This window comes from Thauera sp. AutoDN2 (assembly GCF_051280715.1).
In the GTDB taxonomy this organism is placed as follows: Bacteria; Pseudomonadota; Gammaproteobacteria; order Burkholderiales; family Rhodocyclaceae; genus Thauera.
Genome location: NZ_JBNCAR010000002.1, coordinates 37,655 through 54,041, shown reverse-complemented (window position 1 = coordinate 54,041; position 16,387 = coordinate 37,655). Strand labels below are relative to the sequence as shown.

Annotated in this window: 18 protein-coding genes; 5 read left to right on the top strand and 13 right to left on the bottom strand. The window is 65.0% G+C overall.

The window, feature by feature from the left end; all coding sequences use genetic code 11:
• Nucleotides 1-5: 5 nt before the first annotated feature.
• The 4 genes from secB to ACPT9U_RS01590 all read right to left on the bottom strand — a co-directional run bounded on the left by secB (nucleotide 6) and on the right by ACPT9U_RS01590 (nucleotide 1,617).
• Nucleotides 6-473, bottom strand: a complete 468-nt coding sequence (secB, locus tag ACPT9U_RS01605) for a protein-export chaperone SecB (protein ID WP_418364954.1) — start codon at nucleotides 471-473, stop codon at nucleotides 6-8.
• Between the two features lie 75 nt (nucleotides 474-548).
• The gene (grxC, locus tag ACPT9U_RS01600; protein ID WP_418364955.1) at nucleotides 549-818 is read right to left on the bottom strand and encodes a glutaredoxin 3; all 270 of its coding nucleotides are present in this window, start codon (nucleotides 816-818) and stop codon (nucleotides 549-551) included.
• Between the two features lie 2 nt (nucleotides 819-820).
• Nucleotides 821-1,237, bottom strand: a complete 417-nt coding sequence (locus tag ACPT9U_RS01595) for a rhodanese-like domain-containing protein (RefSeq protein ID WP_418364956.1) — start codon at nucleotides 1,235-1,237, stop codon at nucleotides 821-823.
• Between the two features lie 50 nt (nucleotides 1,238-1,287).
• On the bottom strand, nucleotides 1,288-1,617 hold the full coding sequence (locus ACPT9U_RS01590; protein WP_418364957.1) for an ArsR/SmtB family transcription factor: 330 nt from the start codon (nucleotides 1,615-1,617) through the stop codon (nucleotides 1,288-1,290).
• Nucleotides 1,618-1,755: 138 nt separating this feature from the next.
• On the opposite strand from ACPT9U_RS01590, the gene ACPT9U_RS01585 reads away from it, so the two are divergent.
• From ACPT9U_RS01585 to ACPT9U_RS01570, 4 genes are read left to right on the top strand one after another with little or no spacing between them, the layout of a single operon-like run.
• Nucleotides 1,756-3,078, top strand: coding sequence for a murein hydrolase activator EnvC family protein (locus tag ACPT9U_RS01585; protein WP_435749661.1), 1,323 nt, complete (start codon nucleotides 1,756-1,758; stop codon nucleotides 3,076-3,078).
• A gap of 46 nt (nucleotides 3,079-3,124) precedes the next feature.
• On the top strand, nucleotides 3,125-4,507 hold the full coding sequence (locus ACPT9U_RS01580) for a S41 family peptidase (protein ID WP_418364959.1): 1,383 nt from the start codon (nucleotides 3,125-3,127) through the stop codon (nucleotides 4,505-4,507).
• Nucleotides 4,508-4,530: 23 nt separating this feature from the next.
• A complete protein-coding gene (locus ACPT9U_RS01575) occupies nucleotides 4,531-4,980 on the top strand; it encodes a hypothetical protein (RefSeq protein ID WP_418365003.1) in 450 nt (149 codons plus the stop codon).
• 10 nt (nucleotides 4,981-4,990) lie between these two features.
• Nucleotides 4,991-5,743 (top strand): HesA/MoeB/ThiF family protein, encoded by a 753-nt coding sequence (locus tag ACPT9U_RS01570; RefSeq protein WP_418364960.1) that lies wholly within the window; start codon nucleotides 4,991-4,993, stop codon nucleotides 5,741-5,743.
• Nucleotides 5,744-5,761: 18 nt separating this feature from the next.
• Here ACPT9U_RS01570 and ribD read toward each other — a convergent pair whose 3' ends face one another.
• The 9 genes from ribD to pmbA form a co-directional block, all read right to left on the bottom strand.
• A complete protein-coding gene (gene ribD, locus ACPT9U_RS01565; RefSeq protein WP_418364961.1) occupies nucleotides 5,762-6,859 on the bottom strand; it encodes a bifunctional diaminohydroxyphosphoribosylaminopyrimidine deaminase/5-amino-6-(5-phosphoribosylamino)uracil reductase RibD in 1,098 nt (365 codons plus the stop codon).
• Nucleotides 6,840-7,352, bottom strand: a complete 513-nt coding sequence (gene nrdR / locus ACPT9U_RS01560) for a transcriptional regulator NrdR (RefSeq protein WP_435749660.1) — start codon at nucleotides 7,350-7,352, stop codon at nucleotides 6,840-6,842. Before nrdR ends, ribD begins: the two co-directional genes overlap by 20 nt.
• A 45-nt stretch (nucleotides 7,353-7,397) precedes the next feature.
• A complete protein-coding gene (gene glyA, locus ACPT9U_RS01555; protein WP_418364963.1) occupies nucleotides 7,398-8,648 on the bottom strand; it encodes a serine hydroxymethyltransferase in 1,251 nt (416 codons plus the stop codon).
• Nucleotides 8,649-8,800: 152 nt separating this feature from the next.
• Nucleotides 8,801-10,504 (bottom strand): TRAP transporter large permease, encoded by a 1,704-nt coding sequence (locus tag ACPT9U_RS01550; protein ID WP_418364964.1) that lies wholly within the window; start codon nucleotides 10,502-10,504, stop codon nucleotides 8,801-8,803.
• Complete coding sequence (locus tag ACPT9U_RS01545; protein ID WP_418364965.1) at nucleotides 10,501-11,088, bottom strand: TRAP transporter small permease subunit; 588 nt, start codon at nucleotides 11,086-11,088, stop codon at nucleotides 10,501-10,503. Before ACPT9U_RS01545 ends, ACPT9U_RS01550 begins: the two co-directional genes overlap by 4 nt.
• 126 nt (nucleotides 11,089-11,214) lie before the next feature.
• Entirely contained in the window at nucleotides 11,215-12,297 is a 1,083-nt protein-coding gene (locus ACPT9U_RS01540; protein WP_435749659.1) for a TRAP transporter substrate-binding protein, read from the bottom strand.
• Nucleotides 12,298-12,407: 110 nt separating this feature from the next.
• The gene (locus ACPT9U_RS01535; RefSeq protein ID WP_435749658.1) at nucleotides 12,408-13,070 is read right to left on the bottom strand and encodes a histidine phosphatase family protein; all 663 of its coding nucleotides are present in this window, start codon (nucleotides 13,068-13,070) and stop codon (nucleotides 12,408-12,410) included.
• Between the two features lie 78 nt (nucleotides 13,071-13,148).
• Nucleotides 13,149-14,252 (bottom strand): TRAP transporter substrate-binding protein, encoded by a 1,104-nt coding sequence (locus ACPT9U_RS01530; RefSeq protein WP_418364968.1) that lies wholly within the window; start codon nucleotides 14,250-14,252, stop codon nucleotides 13,149-13,151.
• 80 nt (nucleotides 14,253-14,332) lie between these two features.
• Entirely contained in the window at nucleotides 14,333-15,679 is a 1,347-nt protein-coding gene (pmbA, locus tag ACPT9U_RS01525; protein ID WP_418364969.1) for a metalloprotease PmbA, read from the bottom strand.
• Between the two features lie 65 nt (nucleotides 15,680-15,744).
• Between pmbA and yjgA the strand changes: the two genes are divergently transcribed.
• A complete protein-coding gene (gene yjgA, locus ACPT9U_RS01520; protein ID WP_418364970.1) occupies nucleotides 15,745-16,356 on the top strand; it encodes a ribosome biogenesis factor YjgA in 612 nt (203 codons plus the stop codon).
• Nucleotides 16,357-16,387: the final 31 nt, after the last annotated feature.

Below are 16,387 nucleotides of genomic sequence, written 5' to 3'. Positions count from 1 at the left end.
ATTCCTTACTGGATCGGCACTTCACCGTCGGCGCGCGCGGCGGCTTGCTGGCGCTGCGACTGGTAGAGCGTCTCGAAGTTGACCGGCGCGAGCAGGACTGGCTGGAAGCCTGCGCGGGTGACTGCATCGGACACAGCCTCGCGAGCGTAGGGGAAGAGAATGTTGGGGCAGCCGATCATCATCACCGGTTCGAGGTCGTCCTGCGGAACGTTGCGGATCTGGAAGATGCCTGCCTGTGCAACCTCGATCAGGAACAGGGTGCGGTCCTCGCTGATCTTGGCGTCGACGGTCACTGTGAGAGTGATCTCGTACACGCCATCCTCGATGGCGCGTCCGGCGGTGCTCAGCTGCACATTGATCTGCGGGTTTTCGCGCTCGAGGAAGATCTGCGGTGCGCCCGGTACCTCGACGGAGAGGTCCTTGACGTAGAGTTTTTCGATCGAGAAGACGGGCTGGGTGTTCTGTTCAGACATTGGGATGGATCCGGGTTGGAGTGGATTGGTGATGGGTGCGCCGGCCGGGGACACGCCGGCAGAATGTTCAGGCGGTCAAGCGGATTCGCCCTGCAGAAGCGGGTCGAGGCGGCCGGCTTCTTCGAGCGCGAAGAGGTCGTCGCAGCCGCCGACATGGTAGTCGCCAATGAAGATCTGTGGAACCGTGCGCCGACCGCTGAGCTTCATCATTTCCTCGCGGCGGACGGGGTCGAGGTCGACGCGGATCTTCTCGAGCCCGGCCACGCCCTTGTGCATCAGCAGCTGTTCGGCGCGGATGCAGAAAGGGCAGGTCGCGGTGGCGTACATGCGGACGTGGGGCTGCATGCTCATTTCCGCTTGCGGCTCACCGGATGGCCGGCCTTCTGCCATTCCATCATGCCGCCACGCAGGTTGTAGATGCGGGTGAAGCCGGTCTTGCGGAGCTGGGCGGCGCAGCTGTTGGAGCGGCCGCCGGTGGCGCAGCACAGGATCACCGGGTGATCCTTCAGCTTTTCCAGCTCCTTGCCACGGCGCTCGAACTCGCCCGAGGGGATGTGGCGCGCGTTCGGGATGTGGCCCTGGGCGTATTCGCCCTGCTCGCGCACGTCGATGACGATCGCATCTTCGCGGTTCACGAGCAGTGTTGCCTGGACCGGGGAGACCTGGCTTTCGTCGCCGCGGCTGCGGATCAGCTCGACCATCAACCAGGCCCCGGAGACGGCTGCAAGGGCCGCCCAATGCCAATTTTGTTGCAGGAATTCCACTTGAAAGGGGCTCCGTCAGGGTGGGAAGGAATGCGTGAATGAGCGCGTGCTCAGCTTTCGGATGCGTCCACGCCGCAGAAGACCTCGCGCATCAGCACGATGAGCTGGAGCGTGCGCTGATCGCCGACGCGGTAGAAGACGCGATTGGCGTCCTTGCGCGTCTGCAGCACGCCTTTGTCACGCAGGATCGCGAGGTGCTGCGAGACATTGCTTTGCGAGGTGCCGACGGCATCGACGATTTCCTGCACGCACTCCTCTCCGTCGCCGAGTACGCAGAGGATCTTGAGGCGCAGGGGGTGGGCGATGGCCTTGAGCGCGCGGGCCGCTGTTTCGATGTGCTCATGGCGGTCGATGAGCGTGAGGATGTCATTCTGGTTCACGATAGGGGCGGCGCGGGCAAAACGTTAGTATAAAATATTGCGTTGCGCCCATGCAGAACATCCTGCAAGCAAGGGTTTACCACCAGTTTCGTGCCAGCCTCCACTCCTCCCATTTCTCCATCGCGTCCGGGACGCAGCATGCCGCGCCCACGTTTTTGTGGATTGTTCGTCTGCGCCTGGTTTGTTGGCGCCTTGTGGTGCGTCTCGCCCGCGCAGGCGCAGCCTCCTTCCGGCCAGATCGACGAGCACCGTTCGGATCTGGCTGATCTGAAGCAGCGCATCCGCGACCTGCAGCAGGAGATGGCCCGTACGGAGGCAAGCCGTTCCGAAGCGGCGAAGGCGCTTGCCGAGGCCGAGCGCGCCGTGTCGCGTGCAGCCAGGGAGCTCGCGCAGCTTGAGGCGGAGCGTAAGGATGCGGAGAAGAAGCTGGGCGTGCTGGAGGCCGAGCAGCGCGAAACCGCGGGGCGCATCGACAGCCGGCGCAGTGAGCTTGGTGAATGGCTGCGCCGCCAGTACGTGCATGGCGCGGCCGACGGCGTGGCGCCCCTCCTGTCCGCCCGCGACCCGAACCAGCTTGCGCGCGATGCACACTATCTCGAGCACCTCGGGCGGGCGCGCGTCGCGCTGATCGATGGCTTGCGCGCCGACATGCGGGAGACGCAGCGCCGTGCCGAGGAGATCCAGCAGCGCCGCGACCGACTTGCGATCCTCGAGGACGAGCAGCGTGCGCGCAGGAAGTCCCTCGAACACGAGCAGCAGCAGCGCAAGCAGGTGCTGGCGAGGGTTGCGGGCGAGCTCCAGGCGCAGAAGAAGGCGGTCGGCAGCCTGCAGCAGGACGAGAAGCGTCTCGGGCAGGTAATTGACACGCTGGTGAAGCGCGCCCGTGCCCAGGCGGAGCGTGAGGCCGCCCGGCTGCTCGCCGCGCAGCGCGAGGCCGAGCGCAAGGCGGCGGAGCAGCCCGCTGCCTCGGCCGCGGGCCATGCGCGGCCGAGCCTCCCGCGCAGGGTGGAGCCGGTGGTGGGCGAGGTGCGGGCCGCGGCAGCGCCGACCCCATCCGGGGTGCGCTTCAAGGATCTGCGCGGCCAGATGCGCTTTCCGGTGCGGGGCGAACTTGTCGGGCGCTTCGGCGCTCAAAGAGCCGAGGGTGGCACAACCTGGAAGGGTGTGTTCATCCGCGCTGGTTCGGGGATGGAGGTGCGCGCGATCGCGGGCGGAGAGGTGGTCTTTTCGGACTGGTTGCGCGGGTACGGAAACCTCATCATCGTCGACCACGGCAGCGACTACCTTTCCATCTACGGTAATAACGACACCCTGCTCCGGGATGTGGGCGAGCGCGTGGGCGGTGGTGACGTGATCGCCAGCGTGGGCGCCGGCGGAGTGGGCAACGAATCGGGTTTATACTTCGAAATCCGCCACGGCGGTCAGCCGCTCGACCCGATGCAGTGGGTGCGGCTCAACTGACCGAAGGCAAGGCCGGCCAAGTCGCCGGCGCATCAATGGAGTTCTCATGCGCAGCAGCAAGCTGAAACAGTTCGGCCTCGTGATGACCGGCATGGTCGCCGGCGTCCTGATCAGTCTCAATTTTTCCGCCAGTGCCGACCGCAGCGTGCAGGTGCCGCTGCCGGTCGATGAGTTGCGCGCGTACGCGGATGTGTTCAACGCGATCAAGCAGGGCTACGTCGAGCCGGTCGAGGACAAAAAGCTCATCACCGATTCGATCAGCGGCATGCTGTCGGGCCTGGATCCGCACTCGGCCTACCTCGACGCGGAGGCGTTCAAGGATCTGCAGGTGGGTACCCAGGGCGAGTTTGGCGGCCTGGGCATCGAGGTCGGCATGGAGGATGGCTTCGTGAAGGTCATCTCCCCGATCGAGGACACCCCCGCGTTCCGTGCCGGAGTGCAGGCGGGCGACCTGATCGTCAAACTTGACGACACGCCGGTCAAGGGCATGAGTCTGAACGATGCGGTCAAGCGCATGCGCGGCAAGCCCAAGACCGACATCACGCTGACCATCATGCGCAAGGGGCAGTCCCAGCCGATCGTCATCACGCTCACGCGCGAGGTGATCAAGGTCCAGAGCGTCAAGTCGAAGCTCATCGAGCCGGGTTATGCCTATCTGCGTGTCGCGCAGTTCCAGGAGAACACGGCCGTTTCGGTGGTGGATCACCTGAACAAGCTCGCCGCCGAGGGGCCGATGCAGGGTCTGGTGCTCGACCTGCGCAATGATCCGGGCGGCCTGCTGCACGGTGCAGTCGGGGTGTCGGCGGCGTTCCTGCCGCAGGATACGCTGGTGGTGTCGACTGACGGTCGCACCGAGGATGCGCGCCGCGAATACCGCGCCGCTCCGGCCGACTACCTGCGCGGAACGCGGGACGACTTCCTGCGTCGCCTGCCTTCGGTGGCGCGCGAAGTGCCAATGGTGGTGTTGGTCAACGCGGGTTCGGCTTCGGCTTCGGAGATCGTGGCCGGCGCGCTGCAGGATCACAAGCGGGCCACGGTGATCGGCACCCAGACCTTTGGCAAGGGGTCGGTGCAGACCATCCTGCCGCTCAACAACAACACCGCGATCAAGCTCACGACGGCGCGCTATTACACCCCCAGCGGCCGCTCCATCCAGGCAAAGGGCATCGAGCCCGACGTCATCGTGGAGGAAAGCGCCAACGGCTCGAGCCGCCGCGTGCGCGAGGCTGACCTGCTTCGCCATCTCGGCAATGATCGTGACCCCGAGGCCGAAGCCAAGGCCGCCGCCGAGAAGGCGGAGGGCAAGCCCGCCGAGAGCGAGGAAGAGACGGAGCCGGTGCGTTTCGATTTCGGAGGGGAGGACGACTACCAACTCCAGCAGGCAATTCGCCTTCTCAAGGGTGAGCAGATCGTCCAGAATGAAAAATAAACCATGAGGACGGGAGGGGAATGATGCGCAGGGAGACCGCCTACAAGCTGGCTGGCAGGCATCACGACCGTCCCTTGCCTGGCGCCGACATCCACAAGCAGCGTGAGATCCGCTTCAAGGGCCTGCCTCCCGGGCAGGTCGAGCGGGCCTGGAAGGCGCTTCAGGCGTTGAAGGGCCTGCAACTAGAGCGTGACGACGAGACCCTGACGATCGTCGTGCGTTACTCGGTGCTCGACTATTCGCTCGAGACGCTCGAGGACGCCCTGCGTGATGCCGGCTTCGCGCTTGAGAATTCGCTATACGTCAAGCTGGTGCGCGCCCTGGTGTATTTCTGCGAGGAAACGCAGCGCCACAACCTGCTTTCGCCCGAGCGGCTGATCAAACAGTCGCACGAGGTGTACATTCAGGCCTGGGACCACCAGTTGCACGGTGATCACGACGACACGCCCCCCGAGCTGCGCGAGTACAAGTAGCCTCCATTCGATGAACGACGATCAACTGCTGCGCTACAGCCGCCACATCCTGCTGCCCGAGGTCGATGTCGAAGGGCAGCAGCGCTTGCTTGATGCGCGTGCGCTGATCGTCGGGGCGGGCGGACTGGGTTCGCCGGCAGCGATGTACCTCGCGGCAGCGGGTGTGGGCACACTCGCCATTGCAGACGACGACGAGGTCGATCTCACCAATCTGCAGCGCCAGATCCTCCACAGCGCCGACCGGGTGGGGGCGCCCAAGGTGGTTTCTGCGCGCGAGACCCTGCATCGGCTCAATCCGGAGACCCACATCGATCCGATCCGGCAGCGCCTTTCGGGCGCGGCGCTGGAAGAGGAAGTCGAGCGTGCCGACGTGGTGCTCGACTGCAGCGACAATTTCGCCACCCGCCATGCGATCAACCGCGCTTGCGTGCGCTTGCGCAAGCCCCTGGTCTCCGGGGCCGCGATCCGCTTCGACGGGCAGGTTTCGGTGTTCGACCTGCGCAACTCCGACGGCGCCTGCTACCACTGCCTGTTTCCCGAGGGTGAGGATCTGGAAGAGGTTCGCTGCGCGGTGATGGGGGTGTTTGCACCCATCGTCGGCATCATCGGCACGATTCAGGCGGCCGAGGCCCTGAAGCTGCTGATCGGCTGCGGCACCACCCTGGATGGGCGCTTGCTGCTGCTGGACGGCCTGTCCATGGAGTGGCGCAGCGTCTCGCTTTCGCGCGACCCGGGCTGCGCCGTTTGTAGCCAACGGGCCTGAGCGGACCGAGCCTGCTTTTCAGGCAGCGGAGCGCGGACGGGCGATCAGGCGCAGATCCGGCCCGATCATTCGCAGGTCGCGGATGTCGAGCCGCGTGGCGCCCTCGAGTGCCGCGAGTGCGGGCAGGTTGAACAGTCCGTGTGCCGCGTCCCCGACCAGCATTGGCGCGAGGTACAGCAGCACTTCGTCCACGCAACCTTCGCGCATCAGCGATCCATTGAGTTTGAAACCGGCTTCCACGTGGATCTCGTTGAGGCCGCGCGCGCCCAGTTGCAGCAACAGTTGGGGGAGATCCACCTTGCCCGCGGCATTGGGCACGATCAGTACCTCGTGGCCACGGTCGCGTAGCGCGGTGATGCGCGCTGCGTCCGCGCTTGCGGTGGCAATCAGGATGGGCGCGCCCTGAAGGATGCGCGCAGCGAGTGAAACCTGCAGACCTGCATCGACCAGGATGCGTAGCGGCTGTCGCGTGCAGGGGACGTCGCGCACGGTGAGTTGGGGGTCGTCCTCGCGCACGGTACCGATGCCGGTAAGGACCGCACAGGCGCGGGCGCGCCAGCGGTGGCCATCGGCACGGGCGGCGGCACCAGTGATCCATTGGCTGACGCCGTTCTCGAGCGCGGTCTTGCCGTCCAGGGTGGCTGCGGCCTTCAAGCGCACCCAGGGCCTGCCGCGCGTCATGCGGGACACGAAACCGATGTTGAGTTCGCGCGCCTCATCTTCGAGCAGGCCGTACTCGGTGCGGATGCCCGTCGCGCGCAAGCGCTCCAGACCGCGACCGCCAACCAGGGGGTTGGGGTCCACCATGGCGACCACCACGCGCGTCACGCCCGCGTCGATGAGCGCATCGGCGCAGGGCGGTGTGCGACCGAAGTGCGAGCAGGGCTCGAGGGTCACGTAGGCGGTGGCGCCGCGGGCTGCGCCCTCCGCTGCGCGCAGGGCGTGGATTTCGGCGTGCGGCTCGCCGGCGCGCTCGTGCCAGCCTTCGCCTACGATCTCTCCGTCGCGCACCAGCACGCAGCCGACGCGCGGATTGGGGGAGGTAGTGTCCAGGCCACGGGCTGCGAGTTGCAGCGCGCGCGCCATGGCAGCATGGTCAGCCGCCGAAAAGGTCATGCTCGGGGTCGGATTCGGGTTTGGAGACCTTGGCGCGGCGTGGACGCGTCTGCACCTCGCGGATCACTTCGGAGAACTCATCGACGTCGGCGAAGTTCCGATACACCGAGGCGAAGCGGATGTAGGCGACCTTGTCCAGCTTCTTGAGCTCCTTCATGACCAGTTCGCCGATCTTCTCGCTCGGCACTTCCTGTGCGCCCAGCGCCAGCAGCCTGGCCTCGATGCGGTCAAGGGCGGCGTCGATCGCCTCGATTGTCACCGGGCGCTTGCGCAGGGCCAGCTTCATGCTTCCGGCGAGCTTGGCGTGGTCGAACTCGGTCCGGTTGCCGTTGCGTTTGACGATGTGCGGCATCTTCAGATCGATGCGCTCATAGGTGGTGAAACGCTTGTCGCATTTCACGCAGCGACGGCGACGTCTTACGACGTCGCCGTCCTCGTTCTCGCGAGTGTCGGTGACCTGGGTGTTCGGATCACCGCAGAAAGGGCATTTCATGGGCTGCGCGGCGCATGGGGGCGTCGACCGCCCCCTTTGTGCGCCTTACTCGCCGTACACCGGAAATCTTGCGCACAGCTCGGCCGCCTGGGCGCGCACGCGTTCGATCACGCCCTCGTCGTCCGGCGCATCCAGTACGTCCGCGATCATGTGTGCGACCTTCTCGACCTCGATCTCGGTAAAGCCCCGGGTGGTAACTGCCGGCGAGCCGATGCGGATGCCGGAGGTGGTGAAGGGCTTCTCGGGATCGTTCGGGATCGAATTCTTGTTGACCGTGATGTGGGCCTTGCCCAGCGCTGCCTCCGCAGCCTTGCCGGTGATCTTCTTGTTGCGCAGGTCGACCAGGAAGACGTGGGACTCGGTGCGGCCGGAAATGATGCGCAGGCCGCGCTCCTCGCCCAGTACGCGCGCCATGACGCGGGCGTTGGCGATCACCTGTTCCTGATAGTTGCGGAACTCGGGCGAGGCTGCTTCCCTGAAGGCCACCGCCTTGGCTGCGATGACGTGCATCAGCGGACCACCCTGCAGGCCCGGAAAAATCGCCGAGTTCAGCGCCTTCTCGTGTTCGGCCTTCATCAGAATCACTCCGCCGCGTGGGCCACGCAGGGTCTTGTGGGTCGTCGAGGTGACGACGTCGGCGTGCGGCACCGGGTTGGGGTAGAAGCCTGCAGCGATCAGGCCGGCGTAGTGGGCCATGTCGACCCAGAAGATCGCGCCGACATCCCTCGCCACCTTTGCGAAACGCTCGAAGTCAATGCGCAGCGAATATGCCGACGCGCCGGCGACGATGATCCTCGGTTTCGTCTCGTGGGCGAGGCGCTCCATCGCGTCGTAGTCGATCTCTTCCTTCTCGTTCAGGCCGTACGCAACGACCTTGAACCACTTGCCCGACATGTTCAGCGGCATGCCGTGGGTGAGGTGGCCACCTTCGGCTAGGCTCATGCCCATGATGGTGTCGCCCGGTTTCGCGAAGGCCATCAATACGGCCTGGTTGGCCTGCGAGCCGGAGTTGGGCTGCACGTTGGCGGCTTCGGCGCCGAACAGGGCCTTGAGGCGGTCGATCGCGAGCTGCTCGGCCACATCCACGTGCTCGCATCCGCCGTAGTAGCGCTTGCCCGGATAGCCCTCGGCGTACTTGTTGGTGAGCTGGGAGCCCTGGGCTTCCATTACCGCGTGGGAGACATAGTTTTCCGAGGCGATCAGTTCGATGTGGTCTTCCTGGCGCTTGTTTTCGGCCTGGATGGCGGACCACAGTTCGGGGTCGAATTTGGCGAGGGTGTCTTGCGAGGAGAACATGTCGGAAGCTCGAAGAAGGATTTGTTCGGCCGCAGGCGCATGCTCGCCTGCGGGCTGGGTTCAGCGCGGGAGTTTATCACGTGCGCGCATGCACAAAAAAAGGCGCGCATCGAACACGATGCGCGCCTCGTGAGGATCTCCGTCGCGGGGGCTTACCAGCCGCCGTTCCCGGCTCCGCCACCATTCCCACCACCGTCGTTCCAGCCGCCACCGAAACTGCCGGGGATCTCGAGCTGCATGGAGTTGGGGTCGAACTCCACCGGCTTGTCGAGGCTGAACGTCACGATCTCCGGGAAGACCAGCAGCAAGGTGAGCATGAACAGCTGGATGAGCACGAAGGGGATCGAGCCGCGGTAGATGTCCATCGTCTTCACGCCTTCCGTCTCACGTCCGGTGACGCGATCGAGGAAGGGCTTCGCGGGTGCGACGCTGCGCAGGTAAAAAAGGGCGAAGCCGAACGGCGGGGTCAGGAAGGAGGTCTGCAGGTTCATCGCCAGCATCACGCCGAACCAGATCAGGTTGATGTCGAGCTTCTCGGCCACCGGCGCCAGCAGGGGGACCAGAATGAAGGCGATCTCGAAGAAGTCGAGGAAGAAGCCGAGCACGAAGACCATCAGGTTCACGAAGAGCAGGAAGCCGATCTGGCCGCCGGGCAGCTTGTCGAACAGGTGCTCCACCCAGAGTTGACCGTCGACCGCGATGAAGGTGAAGCTGAACAGCGTCGAGCCGATGAGGATGAACAGCACGAACGTCGACAGGCGGGCGGTCGACTGCAGTGCATGCTTGAGCAGCGGCATGTCGAGCCGGCGTCGCATCAGCGCCATCAGCAGCGCGCCGACCGCACCCATGGCGCCGCCCTCCGTGGGGGTGGCCACGCCGAGGAAGATCGTGCCCAGCACAAGGAAGATCAGTGTGAGCGGCGGAATCAGCACGAAGGTGACGCGCTCGGTGATGCGCGACAGCAGGCCGAGGCGGAAGAGCTTGTTCAGGGCGGCGCCGAAAAATGCGATCAGCGTGCCGACGGTCAGCGAGACGACCACCGTTTCGTCCGTGGGTGGCGTGCGCTCCGCACCCGAGATGGCGGAGGCGATGTCGGCGTAGAAGTAGCCGAAGGCGACCGTCAGGACCGTGACGAAGATGGAGAAAACGCCCAGCGAGCGCATGCCTGAGCTGCCGTTCGGTTCTCTATACTGGCGTGCTTCGGGTGGCAGTGCGGGCACCATCTTCGGCTTGAACATGGCCAGGCCGATGATGAAGAGCACGTACATGCCGATCAGCATGAATGCCGGCAGGAAAGCGCCGCGGTACAGGTCGCCGACGCTGCGGCCAAGCTGGTCGGCCATCACGATCAGCACCAGTGAGGGGGGTACGGCCTGGGCCAGCGTGCCCGAGGCGGTGATCGCTCCCGAGGCGATCGCGCGGCTGTAGCCGTAGCGCAGCATGATCGGTAGCGAGATCAAGCCCATCGAGATCACCGACGCGGCAACCACGCCGGTGGTGGCGGCGAGCAGCGCGCCCACGAGGATGACCGCGAGTGCGAGCCCCCCCCGGATCGGGCCGAACACCTGGCCTACGGTGTCGAGCAGATCCTCCGCCATGCCGCTGCGTTCGAGAACCAGACCCATCAGGGTGAAGAAGGGGATCGCAAGCAGCGTGTCGTTCTGGATGATGCCGAACACCCGCAGCGGCAGGGCCTGAAAGAGGCTCACCGGCAGCAGGCCCATCTCGATGCCGATGAAGCCGAACATCAGCCCCGTTGCCGCTAGCGCGAAGGCGACCGGAAAGCCGCTGAGCAGGAAGATCGCCAGCGCGAGAAACATCAGTTGCGGCAGGCTGGAAGAGAGCATTTCGATCATTTGCGGGTCTCGCTGACGGAGGCGAGGGCGATCTCGGTCGCGTCGGCGACCTCATCGACGGCCGCCAGAAGCGGATTGGGCGCGAGTCCCCTCAGGAAGGCGACCCGCTTGATGAGTTCGGAGATCGCCTGCAGCCCCAGCAGGGTGAAGCCGGCAGGAACAAGGGCGTAAACCGGCCAGCGGATCAGGCCACCCGCATTGGAGGACATCTCGTTCGAAAGATACGCGTTCTTCACCAGCGGCCAGGAGAACTCGATCATGAACCAGCACATCGGGAGCATGAACAGCACGATGCCGACGATGTCGATGATGTTTCGGGTACGCATGGACAGGCGGCTGGCGAGCACGTCGATGCGCACATGGGCGTTTTGCAGGAATGCATAGCCTGCACCGAGCAGGAAGACGGCCGCAAACAGGTACCACTGGATTTCGAGGTAGGCGTTGGAGCCGACGTTGAACGCCTTGCGCGCGATCGCGTTCGTGGCGCTGATCAGCGTGGCGGCGAGCACGAACCACATCGTGGACTTGCCCACGATGCGTGTCAGCCCGTCGATCAGCCTGGATAGGCGGAGGAGGTTTCCCATGGGGTGGCCTGGATGCGGTGGTCGGGCGACACTGCCGGACGCTGCGTGATGCAGGCCCGGTCAGCGAGGAGTCGAAGATGCAGAAACGGGCGCTTCCCGCGCAGAAGCCGGGAAGCGCCGCGCATCTTAAAGCTTTTGTGCGGCCATGTACTGCGAGTAGTTGCCTTCGGCGACCGCGAACCACTGCACCTGGTCAGCCATGAAGCGGGAGTAGTCGGGGAAGACCTTTTGCCAGTTCGGGTTCTTCGCCGCGATCTCCTCATATACTTCACGCGATGCCTTGAAGGCGGCATCCATCACGTCACGCGGGAAGCGGTTCAGCTTGGCGCCTTCGGCCACCAGTTGCTTGAGCGCACCCGGGTTGCGCCCATCGTAGCGCGCCTGGCAACGTACATGCGCATCGGCTGCCGCGAGTTGGACGATCGCCTGATACTCCTTGGACAGGCTGTTCCACTGCTCGTCGTTGATGTAGACGGAGAACTGGGTGCTGCCCTCCCACCATGCGGGGAAGTAGTAGTTCTTCGCGACCTTGTAGAGGCCGAGCTTGAGGTCGTCGTAAGGGCCGATCCACTCGGCGGAGTCGATCGTGCCTTTCTCCAGCGCCTGGTAGATTTCGCCGGCAGGGATGTTCTGGGGCACGGCACCGAGCTTGCTCAGCACGCGACCGCCGAAGCCGCCGATGCGCATCTTCAGGCCGTTGATGTCGGCGACCGAGTTGATCTCCTTGCGGTACCAGCCGCCCATTTGCGCGCCGGTGTTACCGCAGGGCAGGTTTACGATGTTGTATTGCGCGTAGAACTCGCGCATGAGCTTGAGGCCATCGCCCTCGTTCATCCAGGCGGTCATCGCACGCGAGGCCATGCCGAAAGGCACTGCGCAGTCGAGTGCGAAGGTCTCGTCCTTGCCGAAGAAATAGTAGGGCGCGGTGTGAGCGCATTCCACGGTGCCCTGTTGCACGGCGTCGACTACGCCGAAGGCGGGGACCAGTTCACCGGCCGGATAGACGGTGATGTTGAACTTGCCGCCGGTCGCGTCGGAAACGTTCTTCGCGAAGATCTCCGATGCCCCGAAGACCGTGTCGAGCGACTTCGGGAAGCTTGACGCGAGGCGCCAGCGGATCTGTTCCTGCGCGTGCACGATGGCGGGGGCGGCGCCGGCCGCGAGAATGCCGGCCATACCGGCGCCCTGAATGAATTTGCGACGTTCCACGATGTCTCCTTTGGTGTTGGTTTGCAACCGCGACCGATTATAAGGAGCGTGCCAGTACTGGCGAAAACCGAGGAAAACCCTTATCCGAGGGATTTTATGGATATGGCGTTTTATGCGTTCGGCAATTCGTCGCGAGCGCCTTCGAGGTGCGTCTGCTCGGCCCAGCGCAACAAGCGCCAGCGGTCGTCGGTCCGCTCGATCCAGTTGAGCGCTGCGTTGGGGATGGAAAAATCGCGCGGTGCGTGCAGGTCCTTGCGGGCTGCGATGCGGTGCACGATGTCGAGCACCCCCCCGTGGGTCACCACCAGCACCTGCTCGCCCGGGTGGCGGACGGTGATCTCGTCGAGCACGCTGTGCACCCGCGCGGCGAAGTCCTCCAGGCTCTCGCCGCCCTCGGGAAAGGCGAAGCCAGGGTCGCGCTGCACGAAGCTGCGGTACGCGTCCGGGTGCAGGCGCTCGGCCTCATCGTAGGTGAGTCCCTGGAACAGTCCGTAATGACGCTCCCGCAGGCGCGGCTCCGTGACGACGGCCAGGCCATGGCGGTTGGCGACCGCGGTCGCCGTCTGTTGTGCGCGGCAGAGATCGCTGCTGTAGAGCGCGGCGAAGCGAAGGCTGCCGAGGCGCATCGCGGTGGCTTCGGCCTGGCGGTGGCCGAGCGGATTGAGTGGAACGTCCAGATGTCCCTGCAGCCGGCGTTCCACGTTCCAGGCGGTTTCGCCGTGACGTACGAGGCAGAGACGGCAGCTTGATGCGGTGAGGGGCGGGGCTTGCATGAAGTGGCTCGGGCGGGAAAAAAACGAGGAGCCCGCGCGGGGCTCCTCGAGTGCTGCGGATGCAGGGAGCGGCGAAGCTCAGCGCACCGACTGCATGAAGCGGTCGTATGTGGCTTCTGCTACGCCGAACCAGGCGTTCTGCGACTGGCGGTACTTGACGAACTCGGTGTAGATCTTCTTCCACGCCGGGTTCTTCGCCGACTCTTCGTCGTACAGTTCCTGGCTGATCTCGTACGCCTTCTGCATGATCTCGTTCGAGAAGCGCTGCAGCTTGACGCCCTGCGCGAGCAAGCGGGCGAGGGCCTGCGGATTCTTGTGGTCGTAGCTGGCGGTCATCAGGATGTGCGCTTCGCGCGCGGCGGCGCGGAAGGCGGCTTGGTACTCCGCGGGCAGCTTCTCCCATTCCTGCTTGTTCACATAGAAGTGAACCGCAGGACCCGGCTCCCAGAAACCCGGGGCGTAGTAGTAGGGCGCGACCTTGTGGAAGCCCAGCTTCTCGTCGTCGTACGGGGCGACGAACTCGGCTGCGTCGATGGTGCCCTTCTCCAGCGCGGCGTAGATGTCGCCGGCGCCCAGCTGCTGCGGAATCGCGCCCATGCGCGCGAGGATCTCGCCGCCGATGCCGGGGATGCGGAATTTCAGGCCCTTGACGTCATCGACCGTGTTGATCTGCTTGCGGAACCAGCCACCCATCTGCACGCCGGTGTTGCCGCCGAGGAAGGAGTAGACGTTGTAGTTGCTGTAGAACTCGTCGAGCAATTCCTGACCGCCGCCGGCGATGATCCAGGCGTCCATCTGGCGCGCGTTGAGGCCGAAGGGAATGGCGGTGCCAAAGCCGAAGGCCTTGTCCTTGCCGGTGTAGTAGTAGGAGCAGGTGTGGCACATCTCGACGGTGCCCTGCTGCACCGCGTCCAGCGCCTGCATGCCCGGCAGCAGTTCGCCGGCCGGATAAACGCGGATGTCGAACTTGCCGCCGGTGATCTCGCGCAGGCGGTTCGCGAGCAGGTCGGCGCTGCCCATCAGCGTGTCGATGCTCTTGGGGAAGCTCGAGGTCATTCGCCACTTGATCTCGGGCAGGCCGGTCTGGACTGCGGGGGCGGCGATGGCTGCCGTCGAGGCTGCGCCGGCAGCGCCAGCGGCCAGGCTGGCGCCTGCCTTCTTGAGGAATGAGCGACGTTCCACGTTATCTCCTTGCGGGTGTGTTGAATGCGCAGACGATTATATAGACCCGCGTCTGCTTCCGGGACTTGCATGCGCTGGTTTCAGCGACCAGCCACCTTCATGTGCTCGATCAGCACCGAGCCGCACTGCTTGGCGCTGCGCGGCAGGGCATCCTTGCCAATGGCGACGATGCTGCGGAACATCTCTCGCAGGTTGCCGGCAATGGTCACCTCCTCGACCGCATGCTTGATGCGGCCTTTTTCCACCCAGAAGCCTGCCGCGCCGCGCGAGTAGTCGCCCGTTACGTAATTCACGCCGTGGCCGAGGAGTTCGGTCACGAGCAGACCCCGGTCCATTTGCCGGATCAGGCTGGCGAGATCGTGCTCCCCGGGGTGCACGATCAGGTTGTGGGAGCCGCCGGCGTTGCCGGTGGTCTGCATGCCCAGCTTGCGGGCGGAGTACGCGGACAGGAAATACCCTTCCAGCACGCCGTCGCGGACCACCTCGCGGTCACGGGTGGCGACGCCGTCGCTGTCGAAGGGGCTGGAGCCGAATGCCTTGCGCAGGTGAGGGCGCTCGGAGATGTTTACCGTTGCCGGAAAAAGCGGCTGGCCGAGGCTGTCGAGCAGGAAGCTTGCCTTGCGGTAGAGCGCGCCGCCGCTGGCTGCCTGCACGAAATTGCCCACCAGAGACACCGCGAGCGGTGCCTCGAAGATCACCGGTACCTCGCAGGTGCGGATCTTCTTCGCGCCCAGGCGAGCGAGCGCTCGCTCGCCGGCCACCCGGCCGATCTCTTCGGGCGACAGCAATTCGGCGGGGTCGCGGCGGGCGTCGTACCAGAACTCGCGCTGCATGCCGTCGCCCTCTCCGGCGATCACCGAGCAGGACAGGCCGTGGCGTGTGGTGGCGTAGCCGCCCACGAACCCGTGGCTGTTGGCCGAAACGAAATGCGACTGCTGGATCGATGTGTTCGCGCCTTCGGAGTTGGTGATCTTCGGGCTCACCGCGAAGGCCGATTCCTCGCAGCGGCGCGCGAGTTCGATCGCTTCCGCGACGTCGATCGCCCAGGGATGGAAGAGGTCGAGGTCCGGAAGCTTCTTCGTGCGTGCCATCAGCGCTGCATCGGCCAGCCCTGCGCAGGGGTCGGGGGCCGTGAAGCGGGCGATCGAGATGGCTGCCTCGACTGTGGCCTTGAGTGCCTTCTTCGAGAAATCGGAGGTGCTCGCGTAGCCGCGTTGCTGACCGAGATAGACGGTGACGCCGACGCCCTTGTCGCGGTTGTACTCGATCGTGTCGACTTCGCTCCGACGGACCGCAACGGACTGGCCGAAGCCCTCCGAGACGTCGGTCTCGCAGGCCGATGCGCCGAGCTTCTTCGCGTGCTTCAGGATGTCGCCGGCGATCTCCGCGAGATGTGCCTGCGAGAAGGAAAAGCCTTGACTGGACATGGAGGGGTCGTCTGCGTGCAAAGGCTATAATCTTAACCCGATCAAGCCAGCCCCCCACGCACGCAATGCGCTCAGAATCGCGCCGCCACGGCCAAGCAGAACCCGAATCCGAAGACGACTTCCTTGAACCGCCGAGCAAGAGCAGCCGCAAGCGCGAGATGCAGGCGCTGCAGGACCTCGGCGAGCAGCTTGTTGCGCTCTCGCCCGAGCGACTCAAGAAAGTGCCGCTGCCTGAAACCCTGTACGAGGCCATCCGCGCTGCGCAGGGCTTCAAGATGGAAGCCCGCCGCCGCCAGTTGCAGTACATCGGCAAGCTCATGCGCAAGATCGACCCCGAGCCCATCCAGGCCCAGCTGGAGATCTTCGCCGGCAACTCGGCTGCCGAAGTGGCGAAGATGCACCGTCTCGAGCGCCTGCGAGAGCAACTGCTGGCAGACGAGCAGACCATCGGTACCATCGCCGAGACCTGGCCCGAGGCCGACCTGCAGTACCTGCGCACCCTGCGCCGCAATGCGCTCAAGGAGCGCGAGGCAGCGAAGCCGCCCAAGTCCTTCCGTGAGATTTTCCGTGTGCTGCGTGATCTGCAGGCGGCACAGGAGGCCGCCGAGGAAGAACTCGCCGTGCTCGGGCTGCCGATGGGCGACGATGTCGACGAGGATGCACCGCCACAGGCATGAACAATGCGGCTGACTGCCGCGCAGGGTGCCG